Here is a 16,211-nt window from a genome sequence, read left to right as displayed (position 1 = left end):
GCCGTAAAAAAAGCGCTGTGGACTTGATACCGTCCACAGCGCCTTTGCTGTTTACATTACATAGTATATACCTGTTTTTTTTATTTGTCAATAGCTTCAGAGAAATTTTTTCACTTTCGGCATAACAGACAATTATAAAAACAGACGGAAAATATTTTAGTTGAAAATAACCATACAAAAATACGCCGTCCTATACGTCAATATAGTCATTCTTATTTTTATCCGTCTTTCTGAGCTGTTTTTCAATGCCCTTCGCCTTGCTCCTGACGGAAAAACAGCTTATAAGGTTTGCTATTCCCGACGCGATCAGCGCTATTCCCATTATGGTTATTGCCGCGTTTACCGGAGCCAGCGGATTTATCAGGATCACAAGCCCCAGCGCCGCGGTAACAGACGCCAGTATCATCGGAAAGATCCAGTCCTGACCCGCGCGTTTTACATCAAAGGCGTCGGCAATGCTGACTATTCCGCTAAAAAGCATATAGAATCCGCAGCCGAAGGCTATTACCTTGAAAATAAAGTCCGGCTTTATTATAAGGAACAAGCCTATCGCCGCCAGAACGATACCTCTGAAAACAAGCGAAGCATACTCGTCCTTTTCCTCTCCCTTGACAAAAAACTGAATAAAGCTTATAGCTCCTGCCGCGATCGCTATTCCGCCTATCGTATAGCTGATCGCTTTGGTAAAGAAGCCCGGATCGGCAATAAGCGCCGCTCCGAGAGCAATGCATACGACAGACAGCAGCAGATAGTTCTTAAACAGCTTTTTCATGGTTTTCATATATCCGACCTCCGTTTTCCGGCTTCTCTTGCCTTTTTCAGCTTGGAAGCCTTGATGACCTTCAGGCGTGAAAACTCCTCCCGCTCCTTCTCGTCCAGCGAGTCGGAAATGAATTTCACTACCGCCTGATTCCGCGGTATTATTATATTCTGCAAGGCGTTCGCCCTGCGCTGGGTCTTTTTTATAGCCGCCGAAAGGCGGTATATGCTGTTTTCTACCTCGGCAAGAAGCACCGTTTTCTTTTTTACCTTGTCAAAAGCGATAAAAGCCTTGTCAAGCTGAGAGGTTGTCTGTGAAAAACCGTAGGTAACCTTGAGAGGCCGCTCTTCAAGCCTTATCTGCGGAAGCTCCACTCCCATGACGCTTCTCGAAGTAATTTCCAGCCCCTTTTCAATCGGTACGCATTCCGCGTACGGCGTAACCAGTCCCAATGAGATATTGGCAAGCTGAAGCGCCGCGTACGCTTCCACATAGGTTTCCTCTATAGACGCTCTCAGCTCTCCCGCCTTATCCACAAGACCCATAAGCTCTCTTATCAGTATATTGCGCTTTCTGTCAAGCAGCTCATATCCCAGAGCCGCCAGCTGTAGCGCCTTTTTTGAAGCTATCAGATTTCCCTTGGTAGGAAAGACCTGCTGTTCAGCCAATTTATCTCATCCCTTCCGGCATACCTTTATAATACAGCCGGCAATCAGCTGCTTTCGGTTTTTTCCGCGCTGTAATATTTCTCAAGATGTTCTTCGTCTACCCGATCAAGCTCGGATTTAGGCAGCGACGAAAGCAGCCCCCAGCCCAAATCAAGAGTTTCTTCAATCGTTCTGTTTACGTCAAAGCCCTGATTGATAAAGCGCTCCTCAAACAAAACGCCGAATCTGATATACGCCTTATCGGTTTCAGAAAGCTCCTCCTCGCCGATAACGGAAGCAAGCGCTCTTGCGTCGGATACCTTCGCATACGCCGCAAAAAGCTGATTTGCTAGCATCTGGTGATCCTCTCTGGTATAGCCTTCGCCTATCCCGTCCTTCATAAGCCTTGAAAGACTGGGCAGAACTGAAACCGCAGGATACACTCCAGTCTGGTCAAGGCTTCTGTCCATAACTATCTGCCCCTCGGTAATATATCCCGTCAGATCAGGAACCGGATGAGTAATATCGTCGTTAGGCATAGTAAGTATAGGTATCTGCGTGACAGAGCCGTCTGAGCCCTTTACGATCCCCGCTCTTTCATATATCGAAGCAAGATCAGAGTAAAGATAGCCCGGATAGCCCTTCCTTCCCGGGATCTCGCCCTTTGAGGAGGAAAATTCCCTCAACGCCTCGGCATACGAAGTCATATCCGTCAGGATAACCAGAATATGCATATTATGCTCAAAGGCAAGATATTCGGCACAGGTAAGAGCGCACCTCGGCGTAAGAATACGCTCGATGATAGGGTCGTTGGACATATTTATGAACATGGCTACTCTCTGGAGCGAGCCGGTTTCCTCAAAGCGCCGCCTGAAATAATCCGCAACGTCGTTCTTAACGCCCATAGCGCCGAAAACTACAGCGAAATCCTGGCCGTTTTCATCGGCTATCTTCGCCTGCCTTACGATCTGAACCGCCAGCTTGTTATGCGAAAGCCCCGAGCCGGAAAAGATAGGCAGCTTCTGACCTCTTATGAGCGTCATAAGAGCGTCAATGGACGAAATTCCGGTGTTTATATAGTTTCTCGGATAGCTTCTTGAAACGGGATTCAATGGCTTTCCGTTTATATCGGCGTACTTTTCGGGATAAATATCCCCCAGTCCGTCTATAGGCTTGCCCGCGCCGCTGAAAATCCGTCCCAGCATTTCCGTTGAAAGCGCAAGCTCCATAGGTCTGCCCTCAAACTTTGTAGCTGTATTTTTCAGCGACAGTCCCTTTGTTCCCTCAAACACCTGCAAAACGGCTTTATTCTCGGATACCTCCACCACTCTCGCAAGCCGTCTTGTTCCGTCGTCAAGGCGTATTTCAGCCATTTCGTCATAGCTTATACCGCTGACCTTATCCAGCACCACCAGAGGTCCGTTTATCTCGCTGAGTCCTACATACTTTAAATTCAATTACCGCACCTCCGTAAGCTGAGCAAAATCCTTTTCCATTTCCCGCTCAAAGACGCCGAACTGCTCCAATCCGTCATTCGGAATGTCATATTTGATTTTTATAAGCTTCTCGATCCAGCCGCACTGGATTATTTTATCCACGTTCACACCGTCGGCGAGCGCTTTTCTGGCAAGCCCGTAAAACCTGAGTATCGCCTTCATCATAAGGTACTGCTTTTCAAGCGGAACATAGGTATCGTCCTTATGATATGCGTTCTGCTGCAAAAAGCCGACCCTTACGATCCTTGCGGTCTCGATAAGCAGCTTCTGATCGTCCGGAAGAACGTCGGTGCCCATGAGCTTGACGATCTCCATCAGAGTGTTTTCCTCCACCAGAATGTTTGAAATCTCCTGCCTTACCGCCATAAAATCCGGGGCAACGTTTCCGTTATAATAGTCCTGAAGCTCCTCCACATATTCCGAATAGCTGGTATTCCAGTTTATTGCCGGATAGTGTCTGGCATATGCAAGGGATTTGTCCAGCGCCCAGAAACAGCGGACGAATCGTTTGGTATTCTGTGTGACCGGCTCCGAAAAGTCAGAGCCCTGCGGCGAAACCGCTCCGATAATGGTAACTGAGCCTTCGTCTCCGCCGAGAGTTCTTACATAGCCGGCTCTTTCGTAAAATTCTGATATTCTCGACGGAAGATACGCAGGAAAGCCCTCTTCGGCAGGCATTTCCTCAAGACGTCCCGAAATTTCCCTGAGAGCCTCCGCCCACCTCGAGGTGGAGTCCGCCATAATAGCTATATGATAGCCCATATCTCGGTAATATTCCGCCAGGGTTATTCCCGTATATATCGACGCCTCTCTTGCCGCAACAGGCATATTTGAGGTGTTCGCGATAAGTACGGTCCTGTCGGTAAGAGGACGGTTGGTTCTCGGGTCGATAAGCTCCGAAAATTCCTCAAGCACCTGAGTCATCTCGTTGCCTCTCTCTCCGCAGCCGATATACACTATTATATCGGCGTCGCACCACTTTGCAAGCTGGTGCTGGGTCATGGTCTTTCCCGTTCCGAAGCCTCCCGGTATCGCGGCGGTGCCGCCCTTGGCGATAGGAAGTACCGTATCTACTATACGCTGACCGGTAATAAGGGGACGGTCTATAGGAAGCCTTTCGGCGCATGGACGCGGAGTTCTTATAGGCCATTTCTGGCAAAGGGTAAGCTCCTCGGTCTCGCCGTAGATATTTTTTATTTTCACCACCGTATCGCTGACGGCATACTCGCCGTCGTCTGCGATCCATATAACCTCGCCGCCCTTCGACAAAGGCGAAAGCATACACCTGTGCTCTATGACAGGAGTTTCCTGACAGGAGCAGTAGACCTGTCCCGGCTCCAGCCTGTCGCCCGCGCGCACCCTGACGGCGCAGGAATACTTTTTCTCCGTATCCAGCGAGGAAACCTCCGCTCCGTCGTCGATAAACGCGCCGGTCAGCTGCTCGAGCCTGCGCAGAGGTCTTTCTATCCCGTCAAATATATTGCTTATTATCCCCGGCCCCAGAACCGCGGACATCGGCGCTCCGGAGCCTGCCACAGGCTCGCCCGGCATCAGCCCGGTGGTCCCTTCATATACCTGAATGGTGGTAAAGTCCTCGGCTACTCCGATAACCTCGGAAATAAGCCGTCTGTTTCCCACATAGACCATTTCAAGCATTGAAAAGGACTTTGTATTTTTGACCTTTACAACAGGACCGTTTATAGAATAAATTTTATCCATACCGAAAATCTCCCAGTTATTCCTGTCCTACCGCCAGACCGGCAGTACGGCAGAAGCTTTCCGATTCCTCCTCCAGCGCGGAATCAAATGTGCAGTCGATAACCACGTTTATATTATCAAACCGCACGCTTACTCCGCCCAGCAGTATGGACGGATCAGCCTCTGCTTCAAAACCCGAAACGCTTTTCAGCTTTGCGGCGTATTTTTCATCGGCAGGAGAAAGGATTATTACGCCCGTTTGTTCCGGATACTGTTCTCTTGCCGTCATAACGGCTCTTTCCAGCCATACGCTGTAGCCGCCGCTGTTTCTGAAATCCTCAAGCCGCTTTTTTACGTTTTCAAAAACCCTGCCGGAAAGCTCCTCTCTATGAAGCAAAATCCTGCGCTGAGCTTCAAGCCTCGCCGCTGAAACCTCTCTGGTAAGCCGCTGCCGCTGTTCCTTGTCGATCCGCAGCTTTTCCTCAGAAATACGGCTGCTCACGCTTTCACGCGCCTCTTTAAGCTTTGCGTCCTTTTCGCTGCGCGCCTCGGAAATAAGCTTGTTTACCTTTCCCTCGGCTTCGGTATAAACCGCGTCCTTAAAACGGCGCAGCTTCTGTGCTTCGTCTGTCATCGTTTATCAACTCATTTCAATCCTTAGATTAGACGATCGGTCTGCCGCCGTGTTTTCGCGCAGGCGTCCGATCCGGCGTTTGGTTCTGCCCCAGAAATAAAAATCAAAGCTTGATTCCGACAGCTTCTCTCAGATACCTTGAAATAGTATCGGAAATTCTGGAGGTCGCGTGTCTGTCGGGTATCTCCACTATAAGCGGAAGCTTTCTGCTGAGCTTATAGCCGTAGACCTTTTCGCGGCATTGCTTTACCGCCAGCTCGGTCATCAGTACGACTCCCACATTCTCCATCTCCATAGCGCTGTCAAGAGCCGCTGAAACCTCCTGCGAGGTATGAGCCACGACGCCCTCGACGCCTGCAAGACGCATTCCGATCTGGGTATCTATATTGTCGCTTATAAGATAAAACTTCATAATAAATTCCCATGCGCAGCCGCACATGGACGCGCCTCCGTTTCTGATCGATTTATATGCCCAGCAGGGTTCCCATATTTGAGATTATCAGAATAGCGATAAGCAGTCCGTAAAGCGCGATACCTTCGCCGAGAACAACGAATATAAGCGCCTTAACGAACGCCTTGGGATCCTCCGAAACAGCCCCTATTGCCGCCGGAGCGCCCGCCGCAACGGCGATACCCGCTCCTATACAGGAAAGTCCTACCGCAAGCGCGGCCGCGAGATAGCCGAGTCCGGCGCCTGTAGAAAGAGCCGCAATAACGCTGCCCTCGTCCGCCGCCGCTGAAACGAAGCCGCCCAGCGGCAGTATAACGCCAAGACCCATAACTCCGGCAAAGGTACAGAGGTTTCCGATAAACGCGCCTTTCGGCGATTTACCGCTTTTTATTTTCTTTGCCATGAAAACAAACGGCACGCACAGAAGAACAACCGCTGCAAGCGGTAAAAGAAATAATTTAAGCATAACAAATTCCTCCAAAACAATGTATTAATATATCAATCGACCTGCGGAGAGAATCTGACTCCGATCGGGTCAAAGGGTTTCCCGTTTCCGTCGTAGAAGCGAGAGAATATCTCGTAAAATTCCAGCCTGATTATCTGAATGGCAACTATCATGCCCTCCATGACCATAACGAAAGCGTTTCCCACAACCGCTACCAGCGGCTGAGCCGCCAACGCGGCCCCGTCCATAAGCGTCATTACAACAAGCATCATTCCGGCGTGGGAAAGCACGAAGCCTCCTACTCTCAGAAAGGACATGGTATTTGAAACGTAGCTCAGGACATATTCAAACATCTCAAAGAAGTTTTCAACGATAAAGTTTCCTACCGTCATCTTTTCTCCGTCCTCGGAGAGCCTGAATTCCCTGTATTTCATCACTGCCGCAAACGGAACCCTGCAAAAAATACACAGCGCGGGTATCACTATAAGAAAAATTACGAAGGGCGTTGACATAACATGAATATCCATCAGCATTGTTCCGACCACTCCGACAACTACGGAGGTATAGAACACAAGCCCGGCTATGCCGTTGCAGCCGAATACCGCCCTCTCATAGTCCTTCTGCTTAAAGCCCACATAAATATTGATGATTATTGAAACGACTATCAGCGCTATTCCTATAGCGACCGCGGTAAGCAGTATAAAGTTTGTCTGCTTGAAGATTTTAAGCGGAAGAAAATCTATTCCCAGACTTTCATATACAGGATCAAGCAGCTCTTCAAATCCGAATACCGAGCCGTAAAGCGTGCCGAAGATCATGCTTGAGATTCCCACTCTCGACATCATCCCTCCCATCTGGGGGGACATCTTCCGTCCGACGAACAAACCGAGCAGGAATACCAGAAAGCCCTGACCAAGATCGCCGAACATTATTCCGAACAGCAGCGAATAGGTTATCGCGACGAAGCCTGTCGGATTAAATCCGCCGTAGTCCGGAAGCCCGTACATTTCCACAAGCATACCGAAGGGTCTGGTAAACCATGAATTTTTCAGCACCGTCGGCGGAGTGCAGGAAGCGTCAGCGTCAGGCGGCATATACACTACCGACACTGTTCTGCTGTCTTCAAACAGCTTTTCAAAGCTTTTGTGATTTTTTTTCGGTATAAATCCCTTTATATATATCTTGTCCTTTAGCGCGCCTACGTTTTTCCTCAGATCGAAAGTGTCGTGCTTGAATTTAAGCTTGGTGAACGCCCGCTGTATCTCGTCCTCATGTTCTTTCGCAAAATCGGAAAGGCTTTCGTCATATTCTTCCGCCATTCGGACATTCTCGCCGATCTCAGCGTTAAGACGTTCAAACGCCTCCGCGGTATTTCCAGTTACAAAATCCGGAATAACTATTCTTTCAAAATACATGGACTTAAAAAGATCGTCCACAATATCCTTGATTTCGCGGGGACAGAAATACATTCCCCAGCAGAAGCTTCTGTCCGTATCGAACGGAACAAAGAAAAATTCCTGATCGTAAAATTCCAGCTTTTCACGGCTTTCAAGCGGAAGCTTTCCAACTCTTACCGCAACGTGGCGGCAGCTGAATATTCTGTCAAACTCCTCGTTCAGGCCCTTGAGATGATTCAGCTGGATAACGGCTCCCTTTCTCTCGGAAATTATCTGAAGCGCCTTCTGTTTCTTTTCCGACAGCTCAGCCAGCGGTTTTTCCAGACGGTCGCAGAATAAGCTGAAATCCTCTCCGCTTTCAAGAGCGCAATCTGAAAAATCAGTTTCCTTCAGCTTTATTCCAAGCGAAGTCGCTATCGAAGCCAGACCCTTAAGAGGTACGTCGTAAGGATTTTTATCGTTCAGAAGCTTGAGTCCGTGGCTTTCGGAGGCGGACACAAAGGCAGGCTCCATATGAAAGCAGCCGCTTTCACAGCATTTGAGCAGAACCGAATCAAGCTCGCTCATAAGCCCGACGATAGTAACAAGCTCCATTTCTTCTATAGCCATTTCTTTTCTCCTTTCCCGTGAATACGCCAAAGCGTTTCCTCAGAAAAATCAGCATATAATCAGCTTTCCCTCCAGCATTGCCGGATCGACGTCGTATCTTACTCCCTCGATTATATGCACAATATTATTTACCTCTATATCGCACAGCTTCATAAAAGCGTAGATCGCTACAGGCGCCGAAGTGGATACGGACACCGTATGCTTCATAAGCTGATAGGTATATGAATTGACCTTTGTTTCAATATGCTCATATTCTCCCTGAAAGCCTCTGCCGTAGACCGTTTTCTCCAGCCTGGAGATCATCTCCCGCGGAGTATCGCTTTCATAAAGCAGGTTCATGCGGCTTTTCCCCGTTTTGGTAAACGGCAGCTGGCTCTTTCTTATCTGTTCGGGAGTATAGCCGAAAAATGCTTTCAGTCTGTAAGCGTTGATAATATTGATCGTATCCACCTCGCTGAAAATCAGCTTTTTAAGCTCTCTTTCATCTGAAGCGCGTAAATCCTTTTCAATGTACCCGATCAGACGTTTATAATAAAAAGTACGCAGCTTAAGCTCACAGTCGGTATAATCCGCCTTTCCGTCCTCCGAACGCCCAACCGAGCGCATAACCCTGTAATAAGGCGTGCCTCTCAGCTTCAGGAGAATATCGTCAAAATCGGAAGCCTCCGAAAGCGAAAGCAGGTCAAGCTCCGAATGGCGTATCACATATCCCGGAAGCTCCTCGATAAACTTCCGGTCTAGCCCTGAATTTAAGGCATTTACCAAATTAAGCAGCTGCTCGCATTCTCTTTTCTGTATAATAAAATTATAAAACGGTACCTTGTCAAGCCCCTGAAAACTGCAAAGTCTTACATAGGTATCAAAGTTCGCCTTATTAAGCAGACTCTCAAGAAATCCCCTATGAACCGTATTGGGATCCACATCACCCAGAACCTCTCTGAATCTGGGAGATCTCCGGAGATATTCGGCAACCTCCGGCACGCTTCTCATGCTTACCATTTCATGATAATTACCGCATTTGAGCATTGTACCGTGGATAGCCCTTATTTTAGTGACCGTAGCATTGGTCGAACAGCTCTCAAGCAATCGAAGCCCTCCTTACGCATTAATTTAAGATACCGTACGGCAGCTCAGGTATAAACAGCCGGCGCTGCGGTATCGCCGAATTATTTTCGGATATGAGGATATGCCGCTTTTCAAACGTGACAAGGGCGGCTTAAAGCCGCCTGTAATGAGCAGAGAAGGACAAATCCTGCTGAATTAAAATATTTACCCCTGAACTCAGGCGTTATCCGCCTAGGTCACAATGCGCTCAAAAATCCCGTTTTCCCAATCGGCATGATTTTTTTCATAAAGCCGGTCAAGTCCGCTTATTCTTTCGCCGCATTCGGCGTTGATACCGCTTACCAGCTTTTCTATCGCGGCGTCGGTTTCAGTCTGCTTTGAAGCCCTGTAGCTGTTTATTTCTTTCTCCGCCTCGCTTTGAAGCCTTTCCTCCGCCTGAGCCGTTTCATTTATGATCCGCAGCTTTTCCTCTTCGGCGGCTTTAAGCCTGTCCTCGGCGATCTTCTCGGTATTAAGTATTTCAGCAATTATATCCATAAAATCCACCCTTTAAAGCCGAATATATAGTTATTGTACAACACTTGCGGATTTTTTTCAAGAAAGCAAGGTCAAAACTTTAGCTTTTTAAAAGCTTTTTGGTTATTTTGACTGTTTTCACGTTTCATTGAGCAGACTATTTATTAATTAATGACAAATATTTTTGCGGGACGACCCCTACTGAAAAGAATTGTGAATATTGCACAGCAAATAAATCCGCCGGACATTAAATTTGTCAGTTAATTTTATCCTCTTACCTTGACAAACAACAAAAAACATGATATATTTGTATTTATCGCAAATACACCTGTTTGTTGGGGGTGGACTTATTTTGTCGGACAATGAAAGAAAGCTGGTAATCGTAAGCTCCGAGGTTCTGCCGGAAATAATCTCAAAGGTGCTTGAAGCCAAACGGCTCAGGGCTTCCGGAATAGCTTCCACATCGGCGGAGGCCTGCAGAGTGGCGGGAATTTCACGGAGCGCATATTACAAATACAAGGATTCCGTATTTAATTACGAAGAGCAGTTTACCAATAAGATCGTATCGGTATACTGCCTGCTGAGAGATGAAAAGGGCGTGCTTTCTTCAATAATTTCAAAGCTGTATGAGCTTAACGCCAATATTCTGACGATAAATCAGAATATACCTATCGATTCAGTCGCAACCGTAACGATATCAGTAAGGCTGGAGTACGAAACCGTAAGCACTGCCGCCCTGCGAAGCGAGCTTTCAAAAACGGACGGAGTTGTAGACGTCAAAATAATATCGGGAGAATAAATAATATTCAATACAGAACAGCGGAATACAGAGCTGTGCTTTTGAATGAAAGGAATGGTATAATTTATGAGTAAGGTTGGTATTATCGGTTACGGAGTGGTAGGCTCCGGAACTGTTGAGCTTTTTGAAAAGAACAAAGAATCTATTTCAAAAAAGGTAGGAAGAGACTGCGATATTAAATATATCTGCGATCTGAGGGATTTCCCCGGCGATCCCTTTGAGGACAAGCTTGTCAAGGATTTCAACGTTATATTGAACGACGAGGAAATAGAGGTGGTAGCCGAGGTAGTGGGAGGCGCAACCTTCGCCTATGAATACACCAAAAAGCTGCTTGAACGCGGAAAGAGCGTCGTTACGTCAAACAAGGAGCTTGTGGCTACCCATGGCGCGGAGCTGCTTTCAATTGCAAGAGCGCACAACTGCAACTATCTTTTTGAGGCAAGCGTAGGCGGCGGTATACCGATCATCAGACCGCTCAATAAATGCCTTGCCGGAAACGAGATCGAGCAGATTTCCGGCATATTAAACGGTACCACTAATTTTATACTGTCAAAAATGATAAAGGATCAGATGGACTTTGAGTCCGCGCTTAAAATGGCTCAGGAGCTGGGCTATGCGGAAAAGGACCCCACTGCCGACGTTGAGGGTCACGACGCCTGCCGCAAGATATGTATTCTCGGTTCTCTCGCATACGGAAAGCAGATATATCCCGAAACGGTTCACTGCTCCGGAATTTCCCGCATTACGCTGGACGACGTTGAGTATGCCGAAAACGCCGGATATGCTATCAAGCTGATAGGCTCGGTAAAGCCGGCGGGCGAGGGTCATGTATCCGCCATCGTATGCCCCAGACTGGTTTCAAAGAGCAATCTTCTTGCCTCGGTGGACGACGTATACAACGCCATTTCCGTAACTGGCGACGGAGTAGGAGATGTTCTTTTCTACGGACAGGGCGCCGGAAAGCTGCCGACAGCTTCCGCTGTAGTCGGAGATATAATAGACTGTCTTAAGCATCATAACAGAGTCCTCGCGATGAGCTGGGAGGACAGCCATGACAAAAGCTATGTCGTTGATTACAAGACTCAGGAAACTTCAATGTACGTCCGCATAAAGGCTGAGGACGCGGACGCCCTGAAGCCGGCTATTTCCGAGATGTTCGGCAAGCTGATGTATATTGAACGCGCGGGCAGACCCGAAAACGAGCTTGCCTTCATTACTCCCAACATGGTTGAAGCCGACATTGACACAAATCTGACGATACTCTCACATTCCTGTGAAATAGCCAGCAAGATAAGACTGCTGTAATTATGGCGGAAATGTCAGCCGCGGCCTGAGAGCGTACCGATATAAGTACTAGAAAGATCCAATCTGCTTTAAGCATCAGTTTTCTAGGATTTTCACGGTATATATTTTAACGCTTCACCTCTGACGCGTTATTAAGGAGTTTCACAATTATGAAAATACAGATCCCCGCAACCTCGGCAAATCTGGGCGCAGGCTTTGACGCGCTGGGGCTTGCTCTTACCTTTTACAATTATGTTGAGATGGAGGAATCCGACAGGATAGATATTTCCTCCGCCGACGGACTGGACATTCCTGCCGACGAAAAGAATCTCATTTACATATCGGCGAAGGATCTGTTCGCCGTATGCGGCAGAAAGCTTGAAGGTCTGAAGCTGGTTCAGACCAACAACATCCCTATGGCGAGAGGGCTGGGATCGTCGTCGGCCTGTATTGTGGCGGGACTTGCCGGAGCAAACCATATGCTGGGCAATCCTCTTACCACTGACGATCTCGTTGACCTTGCCGCTCAGATAGAAGGTCATCCGGACAATACGGCTCCTGCCCTGCTGGGAGGGATAGTTACCGCCGTTTTCGACGGAAGAAAGGTTCACTGGGTAAAGCAGGAGGTGTTTACGAAGCTGAAATTTACGGCGATAATCCCCGACTTCGAACTGAAAACGGAAAAGGCAAGAGCCTGCCTTCCCAAGGAGGTTTCCCACAACGACGCGGTTTATAATCTTTCCAGAGCCGCCCTGTTCTCCGCTTCGCTGCTGACAGGAAAATTTGAAAACCTGCGCACCGCCGTTCACGACAAGCTTCACCAGCCTTACAGAATGGAGTTTATTCCTCACTGCCGGGAGGTTTTCGATATTGCCTACACTCACGGCGCTTACGGAGCTTACATCAGCGGCGCCGGTCCTACTATCATGGCGATAGTCGATGAGGAAAACACCTATTTCGCGGGCAAGATGAAATTTTCTCTTGAAAACGCAGGGCTTTCCGGCTGGGAGGTTCACGAGTTTCACATCGACAACAACGGTACTACGCTCTGCTGAAGCAATAAATCACATAACGCTGAACCGGCGCGTCCGCAGTATGATCGGGCGCGCTTTTATATCTGCTTGCAATAGAGATGAAAATTTTGACCTTAACGGTTCAGATCTGCGGTTTTACAATTTATTATTGAAATATTTTACGATATATGCTATAATAAAATAAGTATATGCAGATAATTATGTAAAAACAGCTTGGTTTAGAAGTAAACGGCATGAAAAATACCGAATGTTCAAACGAAAGAGGGTGCAGGTCTGCGGCGTGCGGACAATACCGCTGAAATACGGCGCAGACGCAGATATGAACAATTATGACGTGATCATCGCAGGGTGCGGAGTGGCAGGACTTTACGGAGCATATAATCTTTCGCGCAGCCTTAAGGTGCTTATTCTTTCAAAAATGGAGCTTACTCTGTGCAACTCCTCGCTGGCTCAAGGAGGAATTGCCGGCGTTTACGAAAGTCCGGAGGATTCGCCCGAAAAGCATAAGCAGGATACGTTTGTTGCCGGCGGCTTTGAAAACGATCCGGTTTCGACTGATGTTCTTGTCAACGAGGCGAAAATCGATATAGCCAAAATAATCGAGCTGGGAGTGGATTTTGATAAGCTCCCCAACGGCGATTATCACCGTACTTTAGAGGGCGGACACGGAATGCACAGGATATTCCATCATAAGGACGCCACGGGCGCTGAGATCGAAAACACTCTTTTAAAAAATGTTCAGCAGCTTGAAAATGTTACTATATGGGAAAATGCCGTAATGTGCGACTGTAAAAAGACAGCTTCCGGATTTTCATTTCTGGTTCTGAAAGACGGCGAATATACAGTCTGCAACTCACGCTGCGCCGTTTTCGCTACGGGAGGAATCGGAAGAGTATACGAATACACCACCAATTCCGCTATTGCCACCGGCGACGGAATAACTATGGCTTACAATATGGGCGCGGAAATAAAAAATCTGAGCTACATACAGTTTCATCCCACCGCCTTCAACAACCGTCACACAAGGGAATGTTTCCTAATATCCGAAGCGGTCAGAGGCGAGGGAGCGTATCTGAAAAACTGCGACGGCGAGCGGTTCATGCAGAACTACGACAAACGTCTTGAGCTTGCTCCGAGAGATGTTGTTTCACACTCAATAATCTTTGAATCAAAAAAAACCGGCTCAGATAAATTTTATCTGGATATTACCCACAAGGATCCTGATTTTATAAAGCGGCGCTTCCCCATGATATACTCAAATCTTCTCAAAGCCGGATACGATATGACTACCGATATGATACCGATTTTCCCGTGCCAGCACTACCTTATGGGCGGAATAAAGGTAGACACCTATGCAAGGACCACAGTTGACGGTCTTTACGCCTGCGGAGAATGCTCCTGCACCGGAGTTCACGGAAATAACCGCCTCGCAAGCAATTCACTGCTGGAAGCGCTGGTATTTTCAAGAAGAGCGGCGGCGGATATCAGCGAAAAGCTTAAAAACCGCGGCAAGGCGTTCATGCCTTATGATTTTGATTTTTGCGAAAACGCTCCGCACATTCCGTCGGGACTGAGAACGGAAATAAGAAAGATCATGCAGACGGCATATTTCGTTATTCCGGATATTCCCGCTTTGTTTGCGGGATACGAGCGCATTATACACATAAAGGAGATCCTTGATACCGGCAGGTTCAGGATAGACAAGGATTATGTTGAGGCAAGATCGCTTGCGACCGTTGCTTATATAATCCTGGGAGAGGCTTACAAAATCGCGTCGGAAAACGCGGAGCTTACTCCTCAGCCTGCTTTTGACGCGCCTGAGGAAAACAAAAAGGATTAAGTCGGCTGTCCGGCAATTTCGGCTGTTGTCTAACCTTGAGGGCAGGTTAAAGACGTGTATTTTGAATGCTGGAAAATTAAACGATATACGAAAGGGATTTTTAATATGACATTAATGCAGTTTCAGGTCGACGATATAATTAAAGCCGCTCTGCTTGAGGATATTAACTACGTTGACGTAACTACCGATTATCTGGTTGACGAAAACGCGGTCGCTTCCGCTAAATACGTTGCAAAGGACAGCGGTATTCTGTGCGGAATCGACATAGCCTTGAGAGTTTTTTCACTGCTTGACAGCGGGGCTGAATTCGAGGCGCTTATTCACGACGGCGAACCTGTAAAAAAAGGCGACATAATAGCTAAGATCACAGGAAAAACAAGAGCCTTGCTCAAAGGCGAAAGAACGGCTTTGAATCTTTTACAGCATATGTCCGGGGTAGCTACCGCGACAAACAAATGCGTAAAGCTTGTGGAGGGCACCAAGGCTTCGATCGCAGACACCAGAAAAACGCTGCCCGGTCTGAGAGCGCTGCAAAAATATGCGGTTACGGTAGGCGGAGGTAAAAACCACCGCTACAATCTGTCAGACTGCGCGATGCTGAAGGACACCCATCTTGACGCCTACGGCAGCATGGCGGGAGCAGTCGGCGCCCTGAGAGAAAAAATGGGGCATACCGTAAAAATCGAGGTGGAGGTCGGCAATCTGGAGCAGCTTCAGGAGGCTCTCGGTCTCGGCGTCGAGATCATAATGCTTGACAATATGAGCTGCGAGGACATGGCAAAGGCCGTCGAGATAACGAACGGCAGGGCGAAGCTTGAGGCCTCCGGCAACGTAACTGCCGAAACGATAAGGGAAATAGCCGAAACGGGAGTAGATATTATTTCTATCGGCGCAATTACTCATTCTGTAAAGGCTTTTGACATATCTATGAAAATAGATAAATAGAGTCTGGACGGACTTCTTTTATCAGAAAACACATAAAATAAAAAATAAAGGGGAATTATTATGGTTATGAGAAAAAACAGACGGGGCATAATTTCATCCGCGGCGTTATTGCCGGCAATATTCTTGATCGTCGGGGTCGTTTTTCTTTGCGTAGGAATAGGCGTGAGGTTCTACGAGCAGGACAAAAAGGAAAGCTGCACCGTCAGAACATATGCCAAGGTAGTAGATATCGTCAGCAAGACCGACAGTGACGGAACCGTTTACGCGCCTGTGTTCAGTTATGAGGTCAACGGACAGGAATATGTCAAGCAGAGAAATTCCTACTCCAACCCGTGCAATTATTATAAGGGGCAGAGCCTTTCTCTTTATATCAATCCGAATGATCCTGAGGAATTTTATGATGGCGGGGATAACGTTTATAAAATTCTTTTTTATATTTTCGGAGGAATGGGAGCGCTGTTTACGGTTATTGCCGTCGTAACAATCGTATTTAATATCAAGATGCGAAAAAAACAAGACGGTCTTGAGCAGCCGGATTTATACGTTGAAACGGACGATACGGAATACTACAACGATTTCCGATAGCGAAAG

The 16,211-nt window shown here is 47.6% G+C and carries 16 protein-coding genes; 6 read left to right on the top strand and 10 right to left on the bottom strand.

The window, feature by feature from the left end; translation table 11 throughout:
- Nucleotides 1-190 precede the first annotated feature (190 nt).
- The 10 genes from EIH25_RS09535 to EIH25_RS09490 form a co-directional block, all read right to left on the bottom strand.
- The gene (locus EIH25_RS09535) at nucleotides 191-781 is read right to left on the bottom strand and encodes a DUF308 domain-containing protein (RefSeq protein WP_124100830.1); all 591 of its coding nucleotides are present in this window, start codon (nucleotides 779-781) and stop codon (nucleotides 191-193) included.
- Nucleotides 778-1,428 (bottom strand): V-type ATP synthase subunit D, encoded by a 651-nt coding sequence (locus tag EIH25_RS09530; protein ID WP_124100829.1) that lies wholly within the window; start codon nucleotides 1,426-1,428, stop codon nucleotides 778-780. The genes EIH25_RS09535 and EIH25_RS09530 overlap by 4 nt, the downstream gene beginning before the upstream one ends.
- 44 nt (nucleotides 1,429-1,472) lie before the next feature.
- Nucleotides 1,473-2,864 carry a V-type ATP synthase subunit B gene (locus tag EIH25_RS09525; RefSeq protein WP_124100828.1) on the bottom strand — a complete coding sequence of 464 codons (1,392 nt, stop codon included), beginning with the start codon at nucleotides 2,862-2,864 and terminating at the stop codon, nucleotides 1,473-1,475.
- Nucleotides 2,865-4,622, bottom strand: coding sequence for a V-type ATP synthase subunit A (locus EIH25_RS09520; RefSeq protein WP_124100827.1), 1,758 nt, complete (start codon nucleotides 4,620-4,622; stop codon nucleotides 2,865-2,867).
- A gap of 16 nt (nucleotides 4,623-4,638) precedes the next feature.
- A complete protein-coding gene (locus tag EIH25_RS09515; RefSeq protein ID WP_124100826.1) occupies nucleotides 4,639-5,235 on the bottom strand; it encodes a V-type ATP synthase subunit E in 597 nt (198 codons plus the stop codon).
- Nucleotides 5,236-5,338: 103 nt separating this feature from the next.
- Nucleotides 5,339-5,647, bottom strand: a complete 309-nt coding sequence (locus EIH25_RS09510; protein WP_124100825.1) for a V-type ATP synthase subunit F — start codon at nucleotides 5,645-5,647, stop codon at nucleotides 5,339-5,341.
- A gap of 52 nt (nucleotides 5,648-5,699) precedes the next feature.
- Entirely contained in the window at nucleotides 5,700-6,152 is a 453-nt protein-coding gene (locus tag EIH25_RS09505; RefSeq protein WP_124100824.1) for an ATP synthase subunit C, read from the bottom strand.
- Between the two features lie 32 nt (nucleotides 6,153-6,184).
- Nucleotides 6,185-8,137 (bottom strand): V-type ATPase 116kDa subunit family protein, encoded by a 1,953-nt coding sequence (locus EIH25_RS09500; RefSeq protein WP_124100823.1) that lies wholly within the window; start codon nucleotides 8,135-8,137, stop codon nucleotides 6,185-6,187.
- A 48-nt stretch (nucleotides 8,138-8,185) separates the two neighbouring features.
- Nucleotides 8,186-9,223, bottom strand: coding sequence for a V-type ATPase subunit (locus tag EIH25_RS09495; RefSeq protein WP_124100822.1), 1,038 nt, complete (start codon nucleotides 9,221-9,223; stop codon nucleotides 8,186-8,188).
- 210 nt (nucleotides 9,224-9,433) lie between these two features.
- On the bottom strand, nucleotides 9,434-9,739 hold the full coding sequence (locus EIH25_RS09490; RefSeq protein ID WP_124100821.1) for a hypothetical protein: 306 nt from the start codon (nucleotides 9,737-9,739) through the stop codon (nucleotides 9,434-9,436).
- Between the two features lie 331 nt (nucleotides 9,740-10,070).
- Here EIH25_RS09490 and EIH25_RS09485 point away from each other — a divergent pair, with 331 nt between their 5' ends.
- From EIH25_RS09485 to EIH25_RS09460, 6 genes are all read left to right on the top strand, one after another.
- A complete protein-coding gene (locus tag EIH25_RS09485; protein ID WP_124100820.1) occupies nucleotides 10,071-10,517 on the top strand; it encodes an ACT domain-containing protein in 447 nt (148 codons plus the stop codon).
- A 66-nt stretch (nucleotides 10,518-10,583) separates the two neighbouring features.
- Nucleotides 10,584-11,822, top strand: a complete 1,239-nt coding sequence (locus EIH25_RS09480; protein ID WP_124100819.1) for a homoserine dehydrogenase — start codon at nucleotides 10,584-10,586, stop codon at nucleotides 11,820-11,822.
- A 146-nt stretch (nucleotides 11,823-11,968) separates the two neighbouring features.
- Entirely contained in the window at nucleotides 11,969-12,856 is an 888-nt protein-coding gene (gene thrB, locus EIH25_RS09475) for a homoserine kinase (protein ID WP_124100818.1), read from the top strand.
- A 298-nt stretch (nucleotides 12,857-13,154) separates the two neighbouring features.
- Nucleotides 13,155-14,675, top strand: coding sequence for an FAD-binding protein (locus tag EIH25_RS09470; RefSeq protein ID WP_124100817.1), 1,521 nt, complete (start codon nucleotides 13,155-13,157; stop codon nucleotides 14,673-14,675).
- A gap of 105 nt (nucleotides 14,676-14,780) precedes the next feature.
- Nucleotides 14,781-15,620 carry a carboxylating nicotinate-nucleotide diphosphorylase gene (nadC, locus tag EIH25_RS09465; protein ID WP_124100816.1) on the top strand — a complete coding sequence of 280 codons (840 nt, stop codon included), beginning with the start codon at nucleotides 14,781-14,783 and terminating at the stop codon, nucleotides 15,618-15,620.
- Between the two features lie 60 nt (nucleotides 15,621-15,680).
- A complete protein-coding gene (locus tag EIH25_RS09460; protein ID WP_124100815.1) occupies nucleotides 15,681-16,205 on the top strand; it encodes a DUF3592 domain-containing protein in 525 nt (174 codons plus the stop codon).
- Nucleotides 16,206-16,211: the final 6 nt, after the last annotated feature.

The sequence above is a fragment of the Ruminococcus sp. Marseille-P6503 genome (genome assembly GCF_900604945.1).
Classification (GTDB): domain Bacteria; phylum Bacillota; class Clostridia; order Oscillospirales; family Ruminococcaceae; genus FB2012.
The sequence above is the reverse complement of the archived record's forward strand: the minus strand, read 5'-3'. Positions and strand labels throughout refer to the sequence as shown.

Excerpts from the sequence above, each read along its gene's own strand:
- EIH25_RS09505 (WP_124100824.1), bottom strand. The coding sequence starts at position 6,152 with ATGCTTAAATTATTTCTTTTACCGCTTGCAGCGGTTGTTCTTCTGTGC.
- EIH25_RS09510 (WP_124100825.1), bottom strand. The coding sequence starts at position 5,647 with ATGAAGTTTTATCTTATAAGCGACAATATAGATACCCAGATCGGAATG.
- EIH25_RS09500 (WP_124100823.1), bottom strand. The coding sequence starts at position 8,137 with ATGGCTATAGAAGAAATGGAGCTTGTTACTATCGTCGGGCTTATGAGC.
- EIH25_RS09515 (WP_124100826.1), bottom strand. The coding sequence starts at position 5,235 with ATGACAGACGAAGCACAGAAGCTGCGCCGTTTTAAGGACGCGGTTTAT.
- EIH25_RS09480 (WP_124100819.1), top strand. The coding sequence starts at position 10,584 with ATGAGTAAGGTTGGTATTATCGGTTACGGAGTGGTAGGCTCCGGAACT.
- EIH25_RS09470 (WP_124100817.1), top strand. The coding sequence starts at position 13,155 with ATGAACAATTATGACGTGATCATCGCAGGGTGCGGAGTGGCAGGACTT.
- nadC (WP_124100816.1), top strand. The coding sequence starts at position 14,781 with ATGACATTAATGCAGTTTCAGGTCGACGATATAATTAAAGCCGCTCTG.
- EIH25_RS09460 (WP_124100815.1), top strand. The coding sequence starts at position 15,681 with ATGGTTATGAGAAAAAACAGACGGGGCATAATTTCATCCGCGGCGTTA.
- EIH25_RS09520 (WP_124100827.1), bottom strand. The coding sequence starts at position 4,622 with ATGGATAAAATTTATTCTATAAACGGTCCTGTTGTAAAGGTCAAAAAT.
- EIH25_RS09535 (WP_124100830.1), bottom strand. The coding sequence starts at position 781 with ATGAAAACCATGAAAAAGCTGTTTAAGAACTATCTGCTGCTGTCTGTC.
- EIH25_RS09490 (WP_124100821.1), bottom strand. The coding sequence starts at position 9,739 with ATGGATATAATTGCTGAAATACTTAATACCGAGAAGATCGCCGAGGAC.